Raw genomic sequence first — 19,644 nt, forward strand, 5'->3', positions numbered from 1 at the left:
TTGATTGCCTTTCTCAAAAGTGCAAAGCCTTTTTTTTTGAGGTTCTAAATTCTTAAATAGATACCGGTGTTCCGATTTTCATTTTGCGGTTAATCGTAAGTAATAGATCAAATCCGTTATTCCCGGATCGATTCCGTTCTGAAATAACAGCGTTGTAATTTGTCCCCTATGATGCGTTTGGTGATTGAAAAGATGGGTCAACACCGAAAAGATCGGAGTCGACTGCGAGAGCCCTTTCGTGTTTTGGTATTCCAAATTCTTAAAGAAATCGGTTTCCGAAAAGCCATCCCGAATCCAACGAACCAAATCGTGATCCACTTTCATTCGTTCCTTTCTCAAGTGATCGAAGTTCGTTTCTATTTCGTGACGATGATTCGATGCCTGCCCTTCCACGCCTGAAATCGTATCTTCCGTGAGAATGCCGAAGGAGTAACCCCCTTTCAGAAATCGAGACAACCAAATCTTATCTCCCCAAAGAATATGATTGAGAGTTCCTTCTATGGATCCGAAGTACGCCTTTTGATCCAAGGTTCGGATCGACACAGGCAGTTTTTCCGTCGCTTCAAAGATCCGTTCATTCATCCAAAGATTATAACCGGCAAGGTTTTGAAAGTTTTGATGAAACACGTTATTCTCCTTTTAAAATCCGATTCACTTTTGATTCTTAATGACAAACAAGTTTAAAATCGGGATTCTAAAATTCTCAAACACAATTTCTTAAAATACTTGACAACGGCAAAATTAAACGTTTCAATCAAGTATATGTTTCTGCGAAGAACGGAAACATATACTTTTCTCAGCTCGCAAATTACCCGCCTCGATCGAGACGATTTCTTTGTCTTCGATCGAATTCAGTTTCAAATCCCAAAAGGTTAAACTAATCCCGAAATTTCTTCTTTCGATTCGTTTCGACGGAAAGGATTCTTCGGTTAACAAAATCCCAGCTCAGTTTTAAAGAAGGTAGTCTATGTACCAAAAATTTTTATTTTTCATCGCGGTTTGTATTCTTCTTACAAACTCAGGAAGTGTCATGAGCCAAAACCAACCTAATTTTCCGGATTACGGAAATCCGATTCGTCTCGAAGTAGCGAAAAAAATCGTTCTCAAAGCGGAAGCGGAAGCCAAAAAAAACGGATGGAAGATGGTCATCTCGATCGTGGATTCCGGCGGCAACTTGGTTTATCTTGAAAAAATCGACGGAACCCAATTCGGCTCGATAGACATCTCCCAAGGAAAGGCGAAGTGTGCGGTCAATTTTAGGAGGCCGACGAAGGCGATGGAAGACTCCGTGGTCGCAGGCGGAATGGGCCTTCGTCTGATCGGTATTCCGGGAGTTTATCCTTTGGAAGGAGGAGAGTTGATTCTTCAGGATGGAAAGATCATCGGTGCGATCGGAGTTTCCGGAGGCACTTCAGCCCAAGACGGTCAAGTCGCGAGAGCCGGATTGGAAGCCGTTAAAGAATAAGCGACTTCCCTTCACCAAACGCGTGCTTTGCGAATATTCGCCGTAACGAGAAAATGATCCGAGCAAATCGGATAGTACTAGGCTTGCTTGGATCATTCGATGGGAACGAAAATTCAATTCATTGATTCGAAATTTCAGAGATGTCGAATTTCTGCGGGTTGCGATCTCCAGTTGTTGTGACGACCGTCCGCGTACCAGAGCGGCGCTTCCACTAATTCGCCAGGCTCAAGGTCGTCCAATGTGGATAAACTCACACTGATAAAGTCTCCGCCGATTTCTTCGATATAACCTTCGGTACAGATTCGAACTCCGCAGTTCTTACAAAATTTATGATTTGCGCTCATTGTCCCGAATTGATAATTTCCCAAATCCTCTTTTCCGGAAAGAAGACGAAACGCGGAAGGTTTTATCATCGCGCTCCAATTTCTTACTTTACTGCAAAATGTGCAGTTACACTTGGAAGTACCCAGGGAAAGATCGATATCCACTTCGAATTTTATTCTTCCGCAGTGACAGCTACCGTTGTATTTTTTTAAACTCATACTGGATTCCTATTCGTTATTTTTCTATTTCGAAGTTTTAGTTTTTTCCTATTTGAGTTTCAACTTTTAAAGTTTTCAACGTTGCTATTTTTTTTAAACGATTTCTCCTTTCTTTTCGAATGTTGTCAAAAACTGTCATATATTTTCATTCTTCCTTTGTTCCTGCGATTTTTTTTCTCCGAGCGATTCAATACTCCTTATTATAGAATTCAAAAAACTCATTGAGCGTGATTCGATGATTGATTTAATAGATTTCAGAATGAGAGTAAAAGAAGACAAACCGCGGGGCGTTTTAAAAACGGAAAAGGATACGAACGATCTGATTCATGCTCGTTATTTGCCGAGTCCAAGTTTGGATTTTTTTATAGAACATCATTGGACAGTGGAATGGGATCTCCGAGGTAAAGAACCAAGACTCGCTGAAACATTACCTCATCCGAGTATTCATCTTGTTATCGATAAGAATCAATCAAGAATACAAGGAATCCTAGAAGGAAAATTCTCATACCTGTTAAAAGATTCCGGAAAAGTCTGGGGAGTAAAATTCAAACCCGGATCGTTTTTTCCATTCTATCAAAAACCGGTTCATACGATTCGGAATCGTTCTATTCCGATCGATTCCGTCTTCTCAGAGGATTTACTCAGTTTAGAAAAAGCCATTCTTTCCGCAAAGAACGATCAAGAAAGATTGGAAACAATGGAACAAATGCTGTTACGGAATCTTCCTCCCTTAGATGAAAACGTTCTTTGGATCCAAGAAGTCATCCAATACATTCTCAAAAATCCGAACGTGCATAAAGTCGATGATTTAGCAAATCGCCTCCGTATGAACAAGAGAACACTCCAACGCCAGTTTAGTCGCTACGTTGGAGTCACACCCAAATGGGTGATTCAAAGATATCGATTGCATGAGGCCGCGGAAAGATTGGAGAACGGTCAAGACGTAGACGGAATTCAACTCGCTTTGGATCTGGGCTATTTTGATCAGGCGCACTTTATCAAGGATTTCAAAACGATCGTCGGAAAATCACCCGAACAATATTCAAAATTACTAAAGCTTCGAAAAGAATTTTAAGAAATCGGATGCATAATTCTTAGAAGAATTCATATTCTACTCATAGAATCTTCTTTTCTCGTTTCGATCTTTTCGAACTCATCGTTACGAAACAATGTCTGTTTAGCAAACATCGGCTTTCTCCCTTCCGATTCAAAAAACGCAAAACTGAAATTGAAAAATCAGCGCACAGTCAAGAACGGAAGCTTCAATTTGTAGGATGCATGAAAAATATTCTATGTAAGAATTTCATTCGATTCCTTCGTTTTTAATTAGAATTCGAAAGAATAGGCCTCTTCTAAGCCGGAAAATGATAGTTAAAAAGGAATCAGCATCCGCCTTCGATGTCTTTTATTTCAAATCTGTGCTATCATTGTCTTCTTTCCTTCGCCTTAGCGATACACCGATTTTCAATCCGATTTTCTGTGAATCGAGTATCGATATTGAAATTCAATGCTAAAATAAAAGCGGGAAATCGTAATGAATTTCATTTTGTTAGAGCGAAATTTTCGAATTTAAAAGTTTATCGCGTCTGTTGAAAGAAGATCTTTCCTTCTTTTACCGAAACGAGAACGTATGCTTCAACATTCTATAAATTCAACCATGCTCGCAAAAAAAGAACCGGCCATGTCATTTTTAGAATCGTTCTTAATTAAGCTTTTCCGATCTCCTGTCGGTTTAATCAAATCATTATTCGGAAATCAAATCCGTTCGAAAGGTTGGCTCGCTCTTTCCGACTCCGAGGAGCAGAGAAAAATCGAACTTCTTCTAAATCATCTCTTTCAGGTTTTTGAAGAACTTTCTTCCGGCCAATCGCTTAAAGACATACTTCTTACCCTCACCTCAGCAATCGAAGAGTATCGTCCCGATATACATGCAAGCATTCTTTTGTTGGACAAGGATAGAATTACTCTTAGACACGGAGCCGCTCCGAGTTTGCCGAAAGAATACAACGAGAGCATTGATGGAATAAAGATCGGCCCGAAAGTCGGATCCTGCGGGACGGCCGCTTTCACAAAAAAACTGATCGTTGTTGAAAACATTCAAACGGATCCCCTCTGGGAAAATTATCGCGAACTAGCGGAAAGATTCCACTTGAGCTCCTGTTGGTCACATCCGATTCTTTCAACATCCAATCAGGTTTTAGGCACGTTCGCCCTCTATTACAACGAACCCAAAAAGCCTTCCGAGTTGGACTTGCGATTAATCCATTCACTTGCCCATATTGCCGGAATCGCGATCGAAAGAAAAAGAATCGAGGATCTCAAATCTGAAAGCGAAGCACGATATCGCTCGTTAGTCGAACAAGCATCGGATACAATTTTTCTCACGAACCAGGAAGGCAGATACGTTGAAATCAACCCGAGCGGCTGTGCGCTGTTAGGTTATACAAAGGAAGAATTCGAAAACCTTACGATTTGGGACGTAATCGAGCCGGAAGACCTTAAGAAAAATCCGCTTCGTCTGAAAGAACTTCGTACTGGAAAGCCGGTTTTGAGCGAAAGAAAATTAGTTCGTAAAGACGGAAGTATCGTTCCCGTTGAAATTAACGCAAAAATTTTGAAAAACGGTTTTTTACAGGGTATCGTTCGAAATATTTCAGAAAGAAAGACAGCGGAAGAAATCGTTCGCCAGGCTCAAAAGATGGAGAGTATAGGATTGTTGGCAGGCGGAGTCGCTCACGATTTTAACAATCTTCTTACGATGATCATGGGAAGCGCGGAAGTGATGAAGTTACGGATCGAAAACAATTCGGATTTGAACAAACAGATTCTCCGAATTATCGAGGCGGCGAAAAGAGGAGGATCGATTACAAAACAACTTCTTCTTTTTTCAAGACCGGGTTCTTCCGAACTCAAACCGATTTCAATTTCGCATATCATCCGGGAAGTCACGGATATACTTTCCTTTTCTCTTCCAAAAAATATTTCAATAGAAACAAAAATCGATCTTACAAACGGGATCATTCAAGGAGATAGCGGTCATCTTCATCAAGTCATTCTAAACTTGGCCTTAAACGCGAGAGACGCGATGCCCGACGGCGGAAAAATTACGATCCGAGAAACGACCGCAAGAGGGGAAGAAGTTCGCAAAAAATATCCTTCTGGAAAGGCGACTGACTATGTTTGTATCTTAGTTAGCGATACCGGGAAGGGAATGAGTCCCGAAACAAAGCAAAGAATCTTTGAACCCTTTTTCACAACGAAAGAAAGGGGAAAAGGAACTGGTCTAGGACTTTCCATCGTCGATACGATTACAAAAAATCATTTCGGCTTCATTGACGTCGAGTCGATTGCAAATAAAGGGACTACTTTTAAACTCTATTTTCCGGCAGTAAGTGCGACCGAATCCTCAAACTCGGAAAGTGGAAGACAAATAACAAATCTCCATGCAAACGTTTTGATTGTCGACGACGAGACAATGGTCTTGGAAGTTTTGAAGGATATTCTTGAAATATCCGGTTGCAAAGTTTTTACTGCGAATTCAGGAAAGGACGCTGTCGAAATATTTCAAAATCAAAGTCTTCAATTCGATCTTGTGATAACAGACTTAGGAATGCCTGAGATGAGCGGAGACGCTCTTTTCCAAAAATTGAAAGAATTAAAATCAGATATCAAAGTCATCTTAACTTCAGGACATATCGAAAGGGACAAAAAAGACAGGCTTCTCTTTCAAGGTGTACAAGCCATTTTAGACAAACCTTATAAAATCGAAGAAGTACAGTCTGTGATTCGAAAGATTCTCTAACGGTCCGTTACGAACCAAAGCTTTTTTAACTAAGAAGGTATTCTACTCAGATTAATTGTTGCCTAAGCAATAACTCTAAAAAAAATTGGCCAGTGAGATATGTATTCTTATAACACCGAAAATTATTTCTGGGACCACAATGCAGGATCGAATCCCGGTTTTTCATTAGGAGATGCGATCAGTGTTGCGATTGAAAAAAGGCAAGACGAAACGGCAGTTCGTTATAGAACCTTGGTCGAGCATTCAAAAGATATCGTTTTTTTTTCGGACGGTTTTGGAAAAATCTTAGAAATAAGCTCAAAGGCTCATCAACTACTGGGATATTATTCTGAAGAACTATTAACTCTTCGAATTTCGGACATAGTAGAAGAATCGGATAGAAAGCATCTATCTATTCTTACTGATCACCTATGCGGGAGCGATAACTCCACTCTAAAAATAAATCTTATCCATAAACTCGGAAATCCCATTCCGGTTGAAATCAATTTCAAACGATTCTCGTACAATCGACTTCAAGGAACCATCCAACCTTCTTCCGTTGCAGGTATCCCCTCCGATTTTTTAAAAAGAACGCAAAAGATGAATACTATTGGAGAGATCGTTGGAGGAATTTCCCACGACTTTAACAACGTTTTAACGATTATCCTAGCTTGCGCACAACTCATGAAACTGAACGTAGAAAAGGATTCCGAATCGGGAAAACATTTACAGAGGATTATTGAAGCCTCTGACCGCGGAAGCTCCATCGCAAAACAACTCCTTTCATTTTCTCGACCCAATAGAAACGTGCTTAATCCCGTCTTAATATCCGGAATCATAAAAGAATTGAGTCAATCAGTTCCGTATCTAATGGGAAAAGGAATCAAAGTTGAATATATCGATCTCGCTCCTAACTCACGCGTATATGGGGATAGTTGTCAAATATACCAAGCAATTTTGAACTTACTTTTGAATGCGAAAGATGCAATGAATTGTAACGGAAGAATTAAGATAACACAATCCGTTATTTCCCAAGAAACGATTTTAGAACGTTTCAAGTCGCCTAACTCAAAATACTATCTCCAATTGGAAATTTGGGATTCAGGCGAAGGTATGGACGAATTTACAAAAGAGAAAATCTTTCATCCGTTTTTCACCACAAAAGAGAACGGGAAAGGTACCGGACTCGGACTTGCTGTCGTGAAAACAATCATCGATGAACACTGCGGATTTATCGATTTTCAATCTACTCCCGGAAAAGGAACTAGCTTCTTTTTGTTCTTTCCATTGTTTGAAGAATCCGCATCCGTTGAATTCGATCCGAGAATTATCTAAAGAGTAATCCTATTTAAAAATGCGAAAGCAAAGCCTTCGTCTTCCCGCCTGAATTTCAAAACGCACAGCGGGAAAACGGAATATTCGACTTTCAGAATGGATGTTTTTTGTCGCAATCGGCTTCACAGGAAGCTTTCGCACCAATACAAGTAAGCGGACTAAAAAGCACGCTCAAAAAAGAATTCGATGAACTCGAGGAAGTGCTTGAAGTGGAAGAACTGCTACTTTGCAAAAGGCTGGATATCAACAAAGAACCTGCGATACAATCCGATTCAGCGCTTTTACAGTAATTATCCTCGTAGCACTTCTGCCGAGGCGAAATTTCCGAGCACTGAAACGAAATTGCAATTAACGGAATGACTAAGACCATTGATATGTATTTTTTCATTTTCACATGTTGAAATCGCACGCGGTCTTATTGCAATAAATTATTCAATTCTGATACAGATGACATTATAATTCAGTTATTTTTCATCAAAGAAAAGTCACCATTCTTCCTTTCATTTCTAAGTTTTTTTTATTTTTTTTGTCCGCATCAAGGTCGCCAGGGGATATGATTATTTCGTTTCTGAATTCCGACCCACATATTCAAATATTATTATATTTGGTTGCGTTTCGGGTATTTTTTTAAGAACAAACTTATTCAATCGATCGTTCACCTCTTCTTCATTCTATCAAATTAACTTCTCGTTTTCGATTTGAAAAAGAAACAAAAAAGGATCCGAGTCCTCCTAAGCCGATTTTATTTTCAAAAAGACAATATTCAATTCTGTAAATTCGGAATTCCGAAACTGGAGGCGTTCTAAATCCAGAACCTGGTAGGAATTTCTTAAAGATTTGAACTTATTTTCCTGAAAATCCATTTGTCCTAGTATGGAACTAGTAAAAACTGGTACCCGGAAAGCTTATGTCCCAAGATAAAAAAACCCCTCTTTATGAATCCCATCGCGCACTCGGTGCAAAAATGATTCCATTCGGCGGCTGGGACATGCCCGTGCAGTATTCGGGGATCATCGCAGAACACAACGCTACCCGAGAAGCCGCCGGACTTTTCGACGTTTCTCATATGGGTGAAATCTTCGTTACTGGCAAACCGGATGCCATTCTCAATTTTTTAGAATCCGTTACCTGCAATTCGGTCGCTTCACTTTCCGAATTTCAAGTTCAGTACAACGCGGTTCTCAATGAAAAGGGCGGCCTTGTCGACGACGTTACGATCTATAAATTTTCCCCTGAGAAATATATGATCTGCTCCAACGCCTCCAACTACGAAGCCGTAACCGCGCACTTACTCAAGTATCTTCCTGCAAAAGACGTTCAAGTCGAAGACCAAAGTTTACGTTGGCATCAAATTGCGCTCCAAGGTCCGAAGGCGAACGAGATCCTTTCCAAATTCTTAGGAAAAGAATTGGATTCGATTAAGTATTATCACTTCGCAATTCTTCCTTTTCAAGGAGAAGAGATCATCGTCTCTAGAACCGGTTACACGGGAGAAGACGGTTTTGAAATCTATTCTTCCATTCCGATCGGACTCAAACTCTGGAAAGAAATTTTAGACTTCGGAAAATCCTTCGGTCTTCTCCCTTGCGGTCTTGGAGCAAGAGACACACTTCGTATCGAAGCGAAGTATCCACTTTATGGTCACGAACTCAATGAGTCTTGGACTCCAATCGAGTCCGGAATCGGATGGATCGTTAAGGAAAAACAAATCCCTTTCTTTTCATCGGAAAAAATTCTTTCTCAAAAGAAGAATGGGGTTCCTTCGAAAATCGTCGCTTTTTCTCTTACGGAAGCCGGAGTTCCAAGAGAAAATTTCCGTGTATTGGATTCTCAAGGAAATGAAATCGGTAAAACAACTTCGGGAACATTTTCCCCTTCTTTGAAAAAGGGAATCGGCCTCGCTCTGATCTCCGCGGAAAAAATCAAAGACGGAGAACCGATTCAGATTGAAATCCGAGAACAACCGAAACAAGCTATCATTACTACAAAGCCTTTTATCCCAGGCAGTATCAGAAAAAATTAATTAGGAAACGGATCATGGCAGAAACGCAAGCGCCCGCAGGATATCTCTTCTCGGAAAAACACGAATGGGTCAAAGTAGAAGGAGACGTTGCTCTCATTGGAATTTCAGACTTCGCACAGTCCGCGTTAGGCGACATCGTCTTCGTTGATCTTCCGAAAGCCGGAAAAACGATCAAACAATTTGAAACCTTTGGAACCATCGAATCGGTAAAAGCGGCCGAAGATTTATACGCTCCGATCGGCGGAGAAGTCATCGAATCCAATCCGGCTCTTTCCAAAAGCCCGGGAGAAGTAAACGCAAAACCTTTCGATTCTTGGATGATTAAGGTAAAAGGTTTCTCTCCTTCCGAACTCGAAAAACTTCTCAGTTCCGAAAAATACAAAACGTTCGTAGCAGGACTCGAATAACAGCAAAGTCTAATCTTGAGAATTCAAAGCAGGTGAACATGAACTCCACTCTCCAGAACCAATCCAAACAAAATCTTATAAAGGTCGGCATCGATCCTCTGGATTCTTTTCCAAGAAGACATATCGGCCCGGATCCGGAACAGATCGGAGTTATGTTAAAAGAACTCGGACTTTCTTCTCTCGAGGAATTGATCGAAAAAGCGGTTCCCGCCGGGATTCGTCTAAAAAAGCCTTTGGATCTTCCCAAGGCTTCCACCGAGCACAAGATTCTTCAGGATCTGAAAACGATCGCTTCTCAGAACCAAGTCTTTCGTTCTTATATCGGAGCCGGATACAACTCCTGTGTGATTCCCGGAGTCATCCAAAGAAACATTCTGGAGAATCCGGGTTGGTACACGGCTTACACTCCGTATCAAGCTGAGATTTCTCAAGGCCGTCTCGAAGCCCTCCTCAATTTTCAAACGATGATCATCGATCTTACCGGACTTGAAATTTCCAACGCTTCACTTTTGGACGAAGGAACCGCCGCCGCAGAAGCGATGTTTCTTGCGTATTCGGTTCGTAAGAATGAAACTGCAAAAAAATTCTTCGTCTCCGAACTCTGTCATCCACAAACGATCGACGTGGTCGTTACGAGAGCCAATCCGCTCGGAATTGAAGTTCAAATTGGAAACCACGAAACTGTGGAACTCAACGAAGATTTTTTCGGAGTTCTCCTTCAGTATCCCGCGACAGACGGAAAGATCATAGATTATACTTCGTTCATCCAAAAGGCGCATAACGTAGGATCGATCGCGACAATCGCGGCGGACCTTCTTTCGCTCACGATTCTCAAATCCCCGGGAGAAATGGGAGCGGACATCGCAGTCGGTTCTTCTCAGAGATTCGGACTTCCTCTCGGTTACGGCGGACCGCACGCAGGCTTTTTCGCGACAAAAGACGAATTCAAACGGAGCATGCCCGGAAGATTGATCGGAGTTTCCAAAGATTCACAAGGGAATCCGGGACTCAGACTTTCTCTGCAAACGAGGGAACAACATATCCGAAGAGATAAGGCGACGAGCAATATCTGTACGGCTCAAGTGTTGCTCGCGGTAATCTCTTCCATGTATGCGATCTATCACGGACCGGAAGGACTGAAAAACATCGCCACAAGAATTCATAGATTCACTTCGATTCTTTCGAAAGGTTTGAAATCCGCGGGATTTGCGATCTCGGAACATTCCTCTTTTGATACGATTACGGTTCAGGCCGGAAACAAATCGAAGGAAATTCTACAGAAGGCGCTTTCCAAAAAAATCAACCTGAGACAATACAACGACGGAAGAATCGGAATTGCGTTAGACGAAACCGTTAATACGGAAGACCTTCAGGACCTTTTCGAAATTTTCGGAATTAAAAACGCGGAAATCGAAAAGAATTTTTCAAACTCGGATACGATTCCTGATTCTTTAAAAAGAACCTCTTCTTACCTCACACATCCGGTATTTCAGTCGCATCACACCGAAACCAAAATGCTTCGTTATATTCGAAAATTAGAATCAAGAGATCTTTCTCTAACGACTTCGATGATCCCTCTCGGTTCTTGTACGATGAAACTCAACGCGACCACGGAAATGTATCCTGTGACTTGGCCGGAATTCGGAGCGATCCATCCCTTCGCGCCTGCGGATCAAGCCAAGGGTTACAAAGTCATCTTTGAACAGTTGGAAAAATGGCTTTGTGAAATCACCGGTTTTGCCGGAGTTTCCTTACAACCGAACGCGGGTTCCCAAGGAGAATACGCGGGACTTCTCGCGATCCGAAGATATCACGAAAGCAGAAAAGAATCACATAAAAACGTTTGTTTGATCCCGATCTCGGCTCACGGAACCAATCCAGCGAGCGCGGCGATGGCCGGTTTTAAAGTGGTCGTCGTTTCTTGCGATCCAAACGGAAATATCGATTTAGAGGATCTCAAATCAAAAGCGGAAGAACACAAGGACGATCTCGCCGCTTTAATGATAACGTATCCTTCCACTCACGGAGTGTTTGAAGAATCCGTAAAAGAAATTTGTGCAATCGTTCACGCACACGGTGGACAAGTTTACATGGACGGAGCGAACATGAACGCGCAAGTCGGTTTAACAAGTCCCGGTGAAATCGGCGCCGACGTTTGCCATCTCAACTTACATAAGACTTTTTGCATACCTCACGGAGGAGGCGGTCCGGGTGTTGGTCCGATCGGAGTTGCAAAACATCTCGTTCCATTTTTACCGGGACACGTTTTAGTAGATAATACGACAGGGAACGAACACGGCGCCGTATCTGCGGCTCCTTGGGGAAGCGCGAGCATCGTTCTGATCTCTTGGACTTACATCATTCTGATGGGGGCCGAGGGACTTGCTAATGCGACCAAGACTTCCATCCTAAACGCGAACTACATTGCAAAACGTTTGGAGAAGGCCTTCCCTGTTCTTTATAAAGGGAAGAATGGCTTTGTCGCTCACGAGTGTATTCTCGACGTAAGACCGTTCAAAAAAACGGCCGGAATCGAAGTGGAAGACGTTGCAAAACGATTGATCGACTACGGATTCCACGCACCCACAATGTCCTTTCCCGTTCCGGGAACGCTGATGATCGAACCGACCGAATCCGAATCCTTGGAAGAATTGGATCGTTTCTGTGAAGCGATGCTCTTCATTCATCAAGAAATTTTGGACGTTCAGAACGGAGTTTTAGACAAAACGGACAATCCTTTAAAAAATTCTCCGCATACTGCGGCGATGGTGACGTCGGATCGTTGGGATCATTTGTATCCGAGAGAAAGAGCGGGTTATCCTGCTCCTTGGACGAAAGAACATAAGTTCTGGCCTTATGTGGGAAGAGTGGATAACGTCTACGGAGATAGAAACCTAGTTTGTTCCTGTCTTCCGATCGAAAGTTATCAATGATTTTGTTAAACGAAATCCGATAAAACGCAAAAGCCGAGGAATTCCACCTCGGCTTTTTTATTTATATTTAGGAGCCGTGTGTTTTCACTTTCGAGAAAAGATGGATCGAAGCAATTCTTCAAAGGGAGAATGTTTCGGGCCGAAAGACTCGTTCTGAATAGGATACGGATAACACTTTAGACCGGAGACATTGGTTACAACTCTACGATCCTTGTTCGTATCATTGTTTTCGCTGAAATACTTGATTTTTTACAAAGTTAGAAGATCTTCCAGAGACCGACCTCGCTGAGCGCGAATACGAATCGTTCGGAAGAGAGGATTCGATTCTGGAAAAAAAATCCCCTCTCAAAGAAACTCGGTAAAAAGATTAGGCGATATAGGAACAGCAATAATCGCTGATCTTCTTTACGTTCAATTGAAATCTGGACTTTGCAGGGACCTCAAAGGATTGTCCACCTTTGATTTCTTTCCAGGAATTTTCTCCTGGAAGTTTTACAAGAAGGTCCCCTTCTAAAATTTCCATAATTTCTTTTTCGTCCGTTCCAAAATCGTATTCTCCGGGCATTAGTATTCCGAGAGTTTTTTTACTTCCGTCCGGAAATAGAACGGTGCGGCTTGTGACCTTTCCATCGTAATAGATATTCGCTTTTTTTATAACTGTAACGTTTTCAAACTGTGCCATTCGGCCTCCATCCAATTTCTATCTCTTTCCCGAACGACATTCTTAGATAAAGAATTACAAATGGGAAAGCCATATCTGCAAGACTTCTAAAAGAAAGAATCACGGAAACAATTTTAAGAATGAAAGGGTTTCCAAATCTAAGAAAAAGAAGAACGTGGATTCGCCGTTTTTACTACTTGACCGAACTTGAAAAAACAATAAATTATCAACCATTCTTTTGAAACGATCGAACAATCAATCTTGCCGTTTCGGATGAAATACGAAAGTGATATTTTCCCGACTCGTTTCTATTTTATCCGGAGTTCGATCCTTCGGGTAAGAATGAAAAGTAATAAAGATTGATCCCTTTCCGATAAATAATGATTCGAGGTTCCCTTGTCTAATTGGAGTTTCACACAAGACCAAGCATTAAAAAGTGCAAAGAATCCGTATCTCTTTCGAGGACTCATAGGTTGTTTTCTCCTATTGGTTCTCGGTTTCGTTTCCCTTTTCGGTCTGGGATTGTTGATCTACTCGCTACAACTTTTTTCGGAAGGAGAAACTCTGTATCCAAGTCTGATCGTATTTCTGACCTTCTCCTTTTTATTTCTTCTTTTTTCATCAATGAGAACTTATCGTAGGACGAAGAATTCCATTCAAGAAGAGAAGATTCTTCCGAAGGAAGGTATTCTTCTCATTCGGGAAACAGATCAACCGGATCTAAAGATCGATCTTTCTACGATTGTCTGTTATAAGATAAAAAGAAGAACCGTTTCCAAAAGTGGAACGGTAAACTCCAGTTCCGGCTATAGAATCGTATGGGATCTTTTTTTCCTAAGATCGGACCGGGCGTTCTATCATCTCGATACGTATTCCGAACTCGAAAATCTAAAAGTCGAACTTTTGAAATTCAGGACCTTACTTCCTCTTCCTGTTTCCGATGACACAAAGGAGAATCTAGGAACTCCGGAGAATTCGACTTCTCTCCCCGCTGTAGAAAGCCCGAAAGTGGATTCAAAATATTTAAAGTTGTCCGCTACGGAAAAAGGGACGAGAGTAGAATTCAAGAAAGAGAAAACGATAAAAGATAAGATTACGATTCTATCCGTGATGGGCATTTTTTACGGGGTCTGGGGAATCATCTTTCTCTCCATGAAAGAATTCGAGACGATCTTTTTATTCTTTTTTATCCCTTTCTCAATCCTATTCTTAGGAATTTTTACGATCGCCCTGATCTTTATCATGACCAAAACTTTAGAGCTTACAGTCGATTCCTCGGGTTTGCGAATTCGATACCGTACCACTCTTCCGATTCTTTCTCATTTTCTTTTCTTAGAACGTTTTTTGCCCGGACACGTTGTGCGCCATTGTAGGGCGAATCGTTTTCCGGAAAATCAGAGTGTTCTCACCGTCGCTCTCAAAAAAAATGAAATCGTTCCTCAAGGAAGACTTTCTTTTTTATTCAATCTTCAGACCTTTTCTTTGGGAGATTATACTCTACCAGGAGATAAGGAACTCTTAGGAATTTGGCAACTCTTGCCTTGGCTACCGAATTCTCCCGGATTCGTCGATTTGATCGCCGCAGAATCTGCGATAGAAGAAAGACTTCGATTAGAGGAAGATAAGATTCTTTTTGAAAATCTCTAAAATAAAAAGAAAAAAACGGTCTTAGTTTTTAATTTTAGAATGACAACGTTCTCTCCCGGAAAATACTGTCCTCAAGATTCCTGGTGACTATAGAGAGAGGGCCACACCCGTTCCCATCCCGAACACGGAAGTTAAGCCTCTCATCGCTGATGGTACTGTGTGGTTCGCTGCATGGGAGAGTAGGACGTTGCCGGGTTTTCTTATTTTTAGACCTTCCTTTGAAAAAATTCTAAAATCCTTTTCCTTCATTCACTTTTTGCAACTTTAAAATCCAATTCCCTTCCAATAGAATAATTCGAGGAAAAAGAACGCTTTGATTCTTTTCTTCTCTTTGAAGATTTTTACTTTAACAAAAGTGAAGCAATGTAGAATTGCGCACGCGACTGAGACGTATAATAAAGGAAGGCCAAGAAGATGAGTCATCAAATTTTGCAAAGAAAAGATCTCTGCAAACCGCTGAGCTATAAAGAAGGCCTTACCATTTCTTATGAAACGGCACCGGAAAAAAAAAGATCGATTGCCGATTATATCTTCGGTAATTCCGACTTAGCATTCCATTACGGTTATTTCAAGGAGATATTCAGAAGCAGGGCATTAGCTCTCAAAGGTGTTTACGACAATCCAACCTGGTGCGAATCCTCCGCCAAAATTCTCGATTTAGTGGAAAGCTGTGGCGGAAAAGTTAAGGTTCAAGGAATTGAGAAGATTCTTTCTGTAGACGGTCCCGTGGTGATCGCGGGAAATCACATGAGTACGTGCGAGACTTTCATTCTTCCTACATTTGTAACTCAATACAAACCTGTAACCTTCGTTGTAAAAGAGAGCCTAACGAAAGGAAAACTTTTCGGCCCGATCATGAGGTCCAGGGACCCTATTTCCGTCGGGAGAAGTAATCCGAGAGAGGACTTAGTTGCTGTTTTGGAGCAAGGAACCGCTTTGCTTAAAAAAGGAATGTCGATCATCGTATTTCCTCAGAGTACTCGGACCACGGATTTTACTCCGGCCGAATTCAATTCAATTGCGATCAAACTCGCGGCCCGCGCCGGAGTGCCGGTCATTCCGGTCGCTCTCAAAACGGACTTTTGGGAAAATGGAAGAGTCGTGAAAGACCTCGCTCGTATTTTTCGAAATCGAAAGATTTTCATCACTTTCGGAGATCCTCTTCTCCCGACGACGGACTCAAGAAAGAATCAAGAAGCTTTGCTAAAATTTGTCGTTTCTCACTTGAAAAACTGGGGAACAAAAGTAAATGACTGAGAATCAAATTTCAAGTTCTAAAATGACGAGTCTCAAATGGAATCGAATCCCTGTGAAAGTATATTCAGGTCTTCTAATTTGTTTTTTCTCTTTCTTCTGCCAAACTTCTCCGAATTCGAATAATCGGAGTTCCGACCTTTTGATAAGCGACGATCGAGCAGACCTCCTCTGGGATCAAAAATGTGCCGTTTGTCACGGAGTGGACGGAACTCCGAAGGATTCCGTTCTTCCAAAACCGAGAAAACTTCGAGGTTTTGGAATCAAAATGGGATTCTTCTTTGGAGGCGATAAAATGAGAGACGGAATTTTTAAGACCATCCGGGACGGAAAGAATCAGACCATGCCTTCTTTTAAGGAAGAATTGTCGGAAGAAGAAATTCGCGCGCTCGTGAGACGAATCGAAAGATTTTGATTCGTTTGCTCCTCGCCTCTTTAAAATTCTTACGACAAAACGATTCTCCCAAAAAACTTGAAAATAGACTTTGAAGACCGATCCAGAGTAGAATTCGGAGAAGTCACAGAATTCTGGAAAGTTGAATCACATCTTCCCGACTGTACCAATCCGGCTTTTTCAAAATTTGAACCAGAGCTTTGAATTGATTCTTATCAAGGTCGATCGGCTTCCTCTTAAAATAATAGCGCGAAGCTTGATTTAAACCGTTCATCCCTCTTCCCCAATAGACGCTGTTGATATAATATTCTAAAATTTCGTTCTTTCCTATTTCTTCTTCCAAAGCGGAAGCGATCTGAATCTCCTTCCATTTTCGCGATAAGGATTTTTCTCGGGAAAGGAAAAGTGTTCTCGCAAGCTGTTGAGTAATCGTACTAGCTCCTCTGATCTTTCGAAAAAAAAGTGTGGAGGAAAGAATCGTAGAATGAATATCCGAAAGCGAATATCCTCGATGGGAATAAAATCTTCGATCCTCTACCTGAACCACATATGAAATCCATTCTTCCGGAAGTTCGTTTAATCGAACCCATTCTATCTCAAGAGGAATCGATTCTTTTTGATCCGGCAGATAAACGAGACGATCCTGTTGAACCAGAATCTTTCTTTCGGGAAAGAATTGTTCATATACTAAGACTGCTACAAAAAATATCGGAAGGGCGCGTAAAAAAAGCGTATAAAAGAGTTCTCTTCGTTTCAAGCTTGACTTCACCGAACCTGATTTTTTTCGTATATTAGAAATACTTCATCTTCTATGACCTCGGAAGAAACCAACTTCCAATTTTTCCGATCGAAATCCGGATATTCCTTTTTTCCGCCCGTTATCGAAGGTAAATCGTTCTTTCCGATCAAGAATGGAACAAGGGTAAGATGAATTCTTGAAATGAGATCTAATCGAAAAAAAGAATCATTCAGAGAGGGACCACCTTCCAAAAGAATTTCGTGATACCCCATTTCCGATAAGACTCGAAGGACTTCTCTAGGATTTAATTCTTCTCCCTGGACCAAAATAATTTCAGCAACGGAATCAAGGTTATCCTTAACAAGGGAATAGTTCTCTTTCAGACAAAAGATCAATGGAGGTTCTTTAGAAAAACGGAATACCTTTTTATCTTCGGGAAGAGTTCCGGAGCGAAGGAGAATCACGGGTCTCGGATCTTTTCCGTTTTCCGCATATCGTAAATGAATGACGGGATCATCGTTGAGAATCGAATTCTTTCCAAGAATCAAAACTTCCGCTTGAGAGCGTATTTCATCCATTCTCTTCTTATCGTTTCTCGATGATAAACCGTACCATCGCCCATCCGGACGGGAAACCTTGCCGTCCAGAGTCATTGCCATGTTGATTGTTACGTTTGGGAGTGAAGTCATGCTCTCGGAACTTTGAGTTCCTGAGCTAAAAGTTTTCGAACCGAGCCCATACAGGTCCCGCAACCGGTCGAAGCGCCCGTATCGTCCATGAGTTTCTCTAATGTATCATGACCGTTTCGAATCGACGTTAGGATCTCTTCTTCGGAGACCTGATTACAAACGCAGACCTTTCTAGGACGCATCAATTGGCAGAGGTCGACTTGGCTGAAAAATGAGGAATCCATATCTTCTATATAATTGGACAGTTAGAAACCGGGTTTCCAATCAGATTAGAGACTCTGAAATTCTTCTGCAAGAGAAATTTTTTACGGTTTTCATTTGACATCCAGTTTCCGAAAAATAGCCTTTTTTGAAATTTCTGATTAAAAACAAAGGAAACCCATGCAAGATACAAAAAGAGCCCCTCTCCGAGAGATCCTCGGCTGGTGCATGTTCGATTTTGCGAACTCCTCTTATACGACGGTCATTATCAGTGTAACATACGGAATCGTTTTTAGCCAATTAGTCGTCCCTGCCTCCTCCAATCAGGAAAATCCATATGAGTACGGAAACTTACTCTGGTCGATCGCTCTGGCGGTTTCTTATCTATTAGTCGTCTTAACGGGACCGATTTTCGGCGCGATCACGGATTATTCTGCGAGAAAAAAACAATTCCTATTTTACAGTTATGTCTTCTGTATCATATCGACGGGAGCGCTCTGGTTCGTGATTGCACCCGGACAATACGTTCTTGCATTCATTCTAATCATTCTTTCGAATTTCTTCTTTGCCTCGGGAGAAAATTTCGCATCCAGTTTTCTTCCCTATCTCGGCCCCAAAGAGGACCTTGGGAAGATTTCCGGTTATGCTTGGGGAATCGGTTACTTCGGTGGAATCGTAGCAGTCGCGTTAGTCAACACCCTAGGACCAAAGACCATTGATAATTTTGATAATTTAAGAATGGTCGGTCCTTATACAGCCTTCTTCTTTTTATTCGCTGGAATTCCGACCTTTCTTCTCTTAAGGGAATACACATCCGGAAAAGACAAACCGGAAGGACTTTCTTATCTTAAGATCGGAATAGAAAGAGTCGTTTCTACGATGAGAGAAATTCATAAATTCAGAGATATGGCGATTTATCTCGTATCGCTCTTTTTCGCGATGGCCGCGTTGGGAATCGTGATCAGCTTCGCGTTTATTTACGGCGCTCAAGAAATCAAGACGGAAGAAAAGCACGAGATTGCAATGTTTCTTTTGATTCAACTCTTTGCGGCAGTAGGAGCGATTCTTTTCGGATTTATTCAGGACAAGATCGGAGCCAAGAAAACGTTTAATATTACGCTTTTCTTATGGATTGTTTGTCTTTTACTCATCTATTGGGTCAAAGATCTTACGGCTTTCTTAATCGGAATCGGAGTTCCGACCACACAACAGTGGGTTTTCGTCGGAACAACGGTTCTTGCCGGAGCCGGCTTAGGTGCGACACAATCCGCGAGCCGTGCGATCGTTGGGCTTTTTGCTCCCGAATCAAAATCAGGAGAATTTTTCGGTCTTTGGGGATTGTCCGGAAAAGTCGCGGCGGCCTTCGGACTTGTCGCAGTCGGGGGACTTCAGATCTTATTCGATCTTCGAAATTCTTTCTTAGTCGTAGCGCTTTTCTTCGTGATTTCGCTCCTAATCAACGCTTTTGTGGATGAAGAACGCGGAATCCAAACCGCCGTGAATTACAAAGAAACCTAAATCGAAAGAATCATAAGAAAGACTTGCCCTTTCTTATGATTCCTGTTATTCTCGA

The 19,644-nt window shown here is 41.6% G+C and carries 18 protein-coding genes and 1 rRNA gene; 12 read left to right on the forward strand and 7 right to left on the reverse strand.

The window, feature by feature from the left end; genetic code table 11:
• Nucleotides 1–78 precede the first annotated feature (78 nt).
• On the reverse strand, nt 79–627 hold the full coding sequence (locus tag DLM75_RS01195; RefSeq protein WP_241547797.1) for a DinB family protein: 549 nt from the start codon (nt 625–627) through the stop codon (nt 79–81).
• Between the two features lie 340 nt (nt 628–967).
• Here DLM75_RS01195 and DLM75_RS01200 point away from each other — a divergent pair, with 340 nt between their 5' ends.
• Nucleotides 968–1,465, forward strand: coding sequence for a GlcG/HbpS family heme-binding protein (locus tag DLM75_RS01200; protein ID WP_118966740.1), 498 nt, complete (start codon nt 968–970; stop codon nt 1,463–1,465).
• A 134-nt stretch (nt 1,466–1,599) separates the two neighbouring features.
• Here the strand turns inward: DLM75_RS01200 and DLM75_RS01205 are convergent, their stop codons facing one another.
• Nucleotides 1,600–2,007, reverse strand: coding sequence for a GFA family protein (locus DLM75_RS01205; RefSeq protein ID WP_118966741.1), 408 nt, complete (start codon nt 2,005–2,007; stop codon nt 1,600–1,602).
• Between the two features lie 259 nt (nt 2,008–2,266).
• On the opposite strand from DLM75_RS01205, the gene DLM75_RS01210 reads away from it, so the two are divergent.
• The 3 genes from DLM75_RS01210 (at nt 2,267) to DLM75_RS01225 (ending at nt 7,123) form a co-directional block, all read left to right on the forward strand.
• Nucleotides 2,267–3,082, forward strand: a complete 816-nt coding sequence (locus tag DLM75_RS01210) for a helix-turn-helix domain-containing protein (protein ID WP_158586426.1) — start codon at nt 2,267–2,269, stop codon at nt 3,080–3,082.
• Nucleotides 3,083–3,637: 555 nt separating this feature from the next.
• Nucleotides 3,638–5,809: a hybrid sensor histidine kinase/response regulator gene (locus tag DLM75_RS01220; protein WP_118966744.1), complete on the forward strand. Its 2,172-nt coding sequence runs from the start codon at nt 3,638–3,640 to the stop codon at nt 5,807–5,809.
• Between the two features lie 99 nt (nt 5,810–5,908).
• Entirely contained in the window at nt 5,909–7,123 is a 1,215-nt protein-coding gene (locus DLM75_RS01225) for a two-component system sensor histidine kinase NtrB (RefSeq protein WP_118966745.1), read from the forward strand.
• 91 nt (nt 7,124–7,214) lie between these two features.
• Here the strand turns inward: DLM75_RS01225 and DLM75_RS24380 are convergent, their stop codons facing one another.
• Nucleotides 7,215–7,511: an LA_0364 family Cys-rich lipoprotein gene (locus DLM75_RS24380; RefSeq protein ID WP_118967911.1), complete on the reverse strand. Its 297-nt coding sequence runs from the start codon at nt 7,509–7,511 to the stop codon at nt 7,215–7,217.
• A gap of 519 nt (nt 7,512–8,030) precedes the next feature.
• On the opposite strand from DLM75_RS24380, the gene gcvT reads away from it, so the two are divergent.
• From gcvT to gcvP, 3 genes are read left to right on the forward strand one after another with little or no spacing between them, the layout of a single operon-like run.
• Nucleotides 8,031–9,146, forward strand: a complete 1,116-nt coding sequence (gene gcvT / locus DLM75_RS01235; RefSeq protein WP_118966746.1) for a glycine cleavage system aminomethyltransferase GcvT — start codon at nt 8,031–8,033, stop codon at nt 9,144–9,146.
• A gap of 14 nt (nt 9,147–9,160) precedes the next feature.
• A complete protein-coding gene (gene gcvH / locus DLM75_RS01240; protein ID WP_118966747.1) occupies nt 9,161–9,553 on the forward strand; it encodes a glycine cleavage system protein GcvH in 393 nt (130 codons plus the stop codon).
• 38 nt (nt 9,554–9,591) lie between these two features.
• Nucleotides 9,592–12,486, forward strand: coding sequence for an aminomethyl-transferring glycine dehydrogenase (gene gcvP, locus DLM75_RS01245; protein WP_118966748.1), 2,895 nt, complete (start codon nt 9,592–9,594; stop codon nt 12,484–12,486).
• Nucleotides 12,487–12,853: 367 nt separating this feature from the next.
• Here the strand turns inward: gcvP and ppnP are convergent, their stop codons facing one another.
• On the reverse strand, nt 12,854–13,168 hold the full coding sequence (gene ppnP / locus DLM75_RS01250) for a pyrimidine/purine nucleoside phosphorylase (protein WP_118966749.1): 315 nt from the start codon (nt 13,166–13,168) through the stop codon (nt 12,854–12,856).
• 375 nt (nt 13,169–13,543) lie between these two features.
• Here ppnP and DLM75_RS01255 point away from each other — a divergent pair, with 375 nt between their 5' ends.
• The 4 genes from DLM75_RS01255 to DLM75_RS01270 all read left to right on the forward strand — a co-directional run bounded on the left by DLM75_RS01255 (nt 13,544) and on the right by DLM75_RS01270 (nt 16,463).
• Nucleotides 13,544–14,794 (forward strand): DUF3784 domain-containing protein, encoded by a 1,251-nt coding sequence (locus tag DLM75_RS01255; RefSeq protein WP_147456596.1) that lies wholly within the window; start codon nt 13,544–13,546, stop codon nt 14,792–14,794.
• A 79-nt stretch (nt 14,795–14,873) separates the two neighbouring features.
• Nucleotides 14,874–14,990, forward strand: a 5S ribosomal RNA gene (rrf, locus tag DLM75_RS01260).
• 218 nt (nt 14,991–15,208) lie between these two features.
• A complete protein-coding gene (locus tag DLM75_RS01265) occupies nt 15,209–16,051 on the forward strand; it encodes a lysophospholipid acyltransferase family protein (RefSeq protein WP_241547798.1) in 843 nt (280 codons plus the stop codon).
• The gene (locus tag DLM75_RS01270) at nt 16,044–16,463 is read left to right on the forward strand and encodes a c-type cytochrome (RefSeq protein ID WP_241547799.1); all 420 of its coding nucleotides are present in this window, start codon (nt 16,044–16,046) and stop codon (nt 16,461–16,463) included. Before DLM75_RS01265 ends, DLM75_RS01270 begins: the two co-directional genes overlap by 8 nt.
• Before the next feature lie 103 nt (nt 16,464–16,566).
• Here the strand turns inward: DLM75_RS01270 and DLM75_RS01275 are convergent, their stop codons facing one another.
• Genes DLM75_RS01275 through DLM75_RS01285 form a run of 3 tightly spaced genes read right to left on the reverse strand, consistent with a single transcriptional unit; the run spans nt 16,567 to nt 18,094 of the window.
• Nucleotides 16,567–17,199, reverse strand: coding sequence for a biosynthetic peptidoglycan transglycosylase (locus tag DLM75_RS01275; protein ID WP_118966751.1), 633 nt, complete (start codon nt 17,197–17,199; stop codon nt 16,567–16,569).
• An 8-nt stretch (nt 17,200–17,207) separates the two neighbouring features.
• Complete coding sequence (locus DLM75_RS01280; RefSeq protein WP_118966752.1) at nt 17,208–17,870, reverse strand: RibD family protein; 663 nt, start codon at nt 17,868–17,870, stop codon at nt 17,208–17,210.
• Nucleotides 17,867–18,094: a (2Fe-2S)-binding protein gene (locus tag DLM75_RS01285; RefSeq protein WP_069605926.1), complete on the reverse strand. Its 228-nt coding sequence runs from the start codon at nt 18,092–18,094 to the stop codon at nt 17,867–17,869. The genes DLM75_RS01280 and DLM75_RS01285 overlap by 4 nt, the downstream gene beginning before the upstream one ends.
• 157 nt (nt 18,095–18,251) lie before the next feature.
• Here DLM75_RS01285 and DLM75_RS01290 point away from each other — a divergent pair, with 157 nt between their 5' ends.
• The gene (locus DLM75_RS01290) at nt 18,252–19,589 is read left to right on the forward strand and encodes an MFS transporter (protein WP_118966753.1); all 1,338 of its coding nucleotides are present in this window, start codon (nt 18,252–18,254) and stop codon (nt 19,587–19,589) included.
• Nucleotides 19,590–19,644: the final 55 nt, after the last annotated feature.

It is taken from the genome of Leptospira stimsonii, assembly GCF_003545885.1.
In the GTDB taxonomy this organism is placed as follows: domain Bacteria; phylum Spirochaetota; class Leptospiria; order Leptospirales; family Leptospiraceae; genus Leptospira; species Leptospira stimsonii.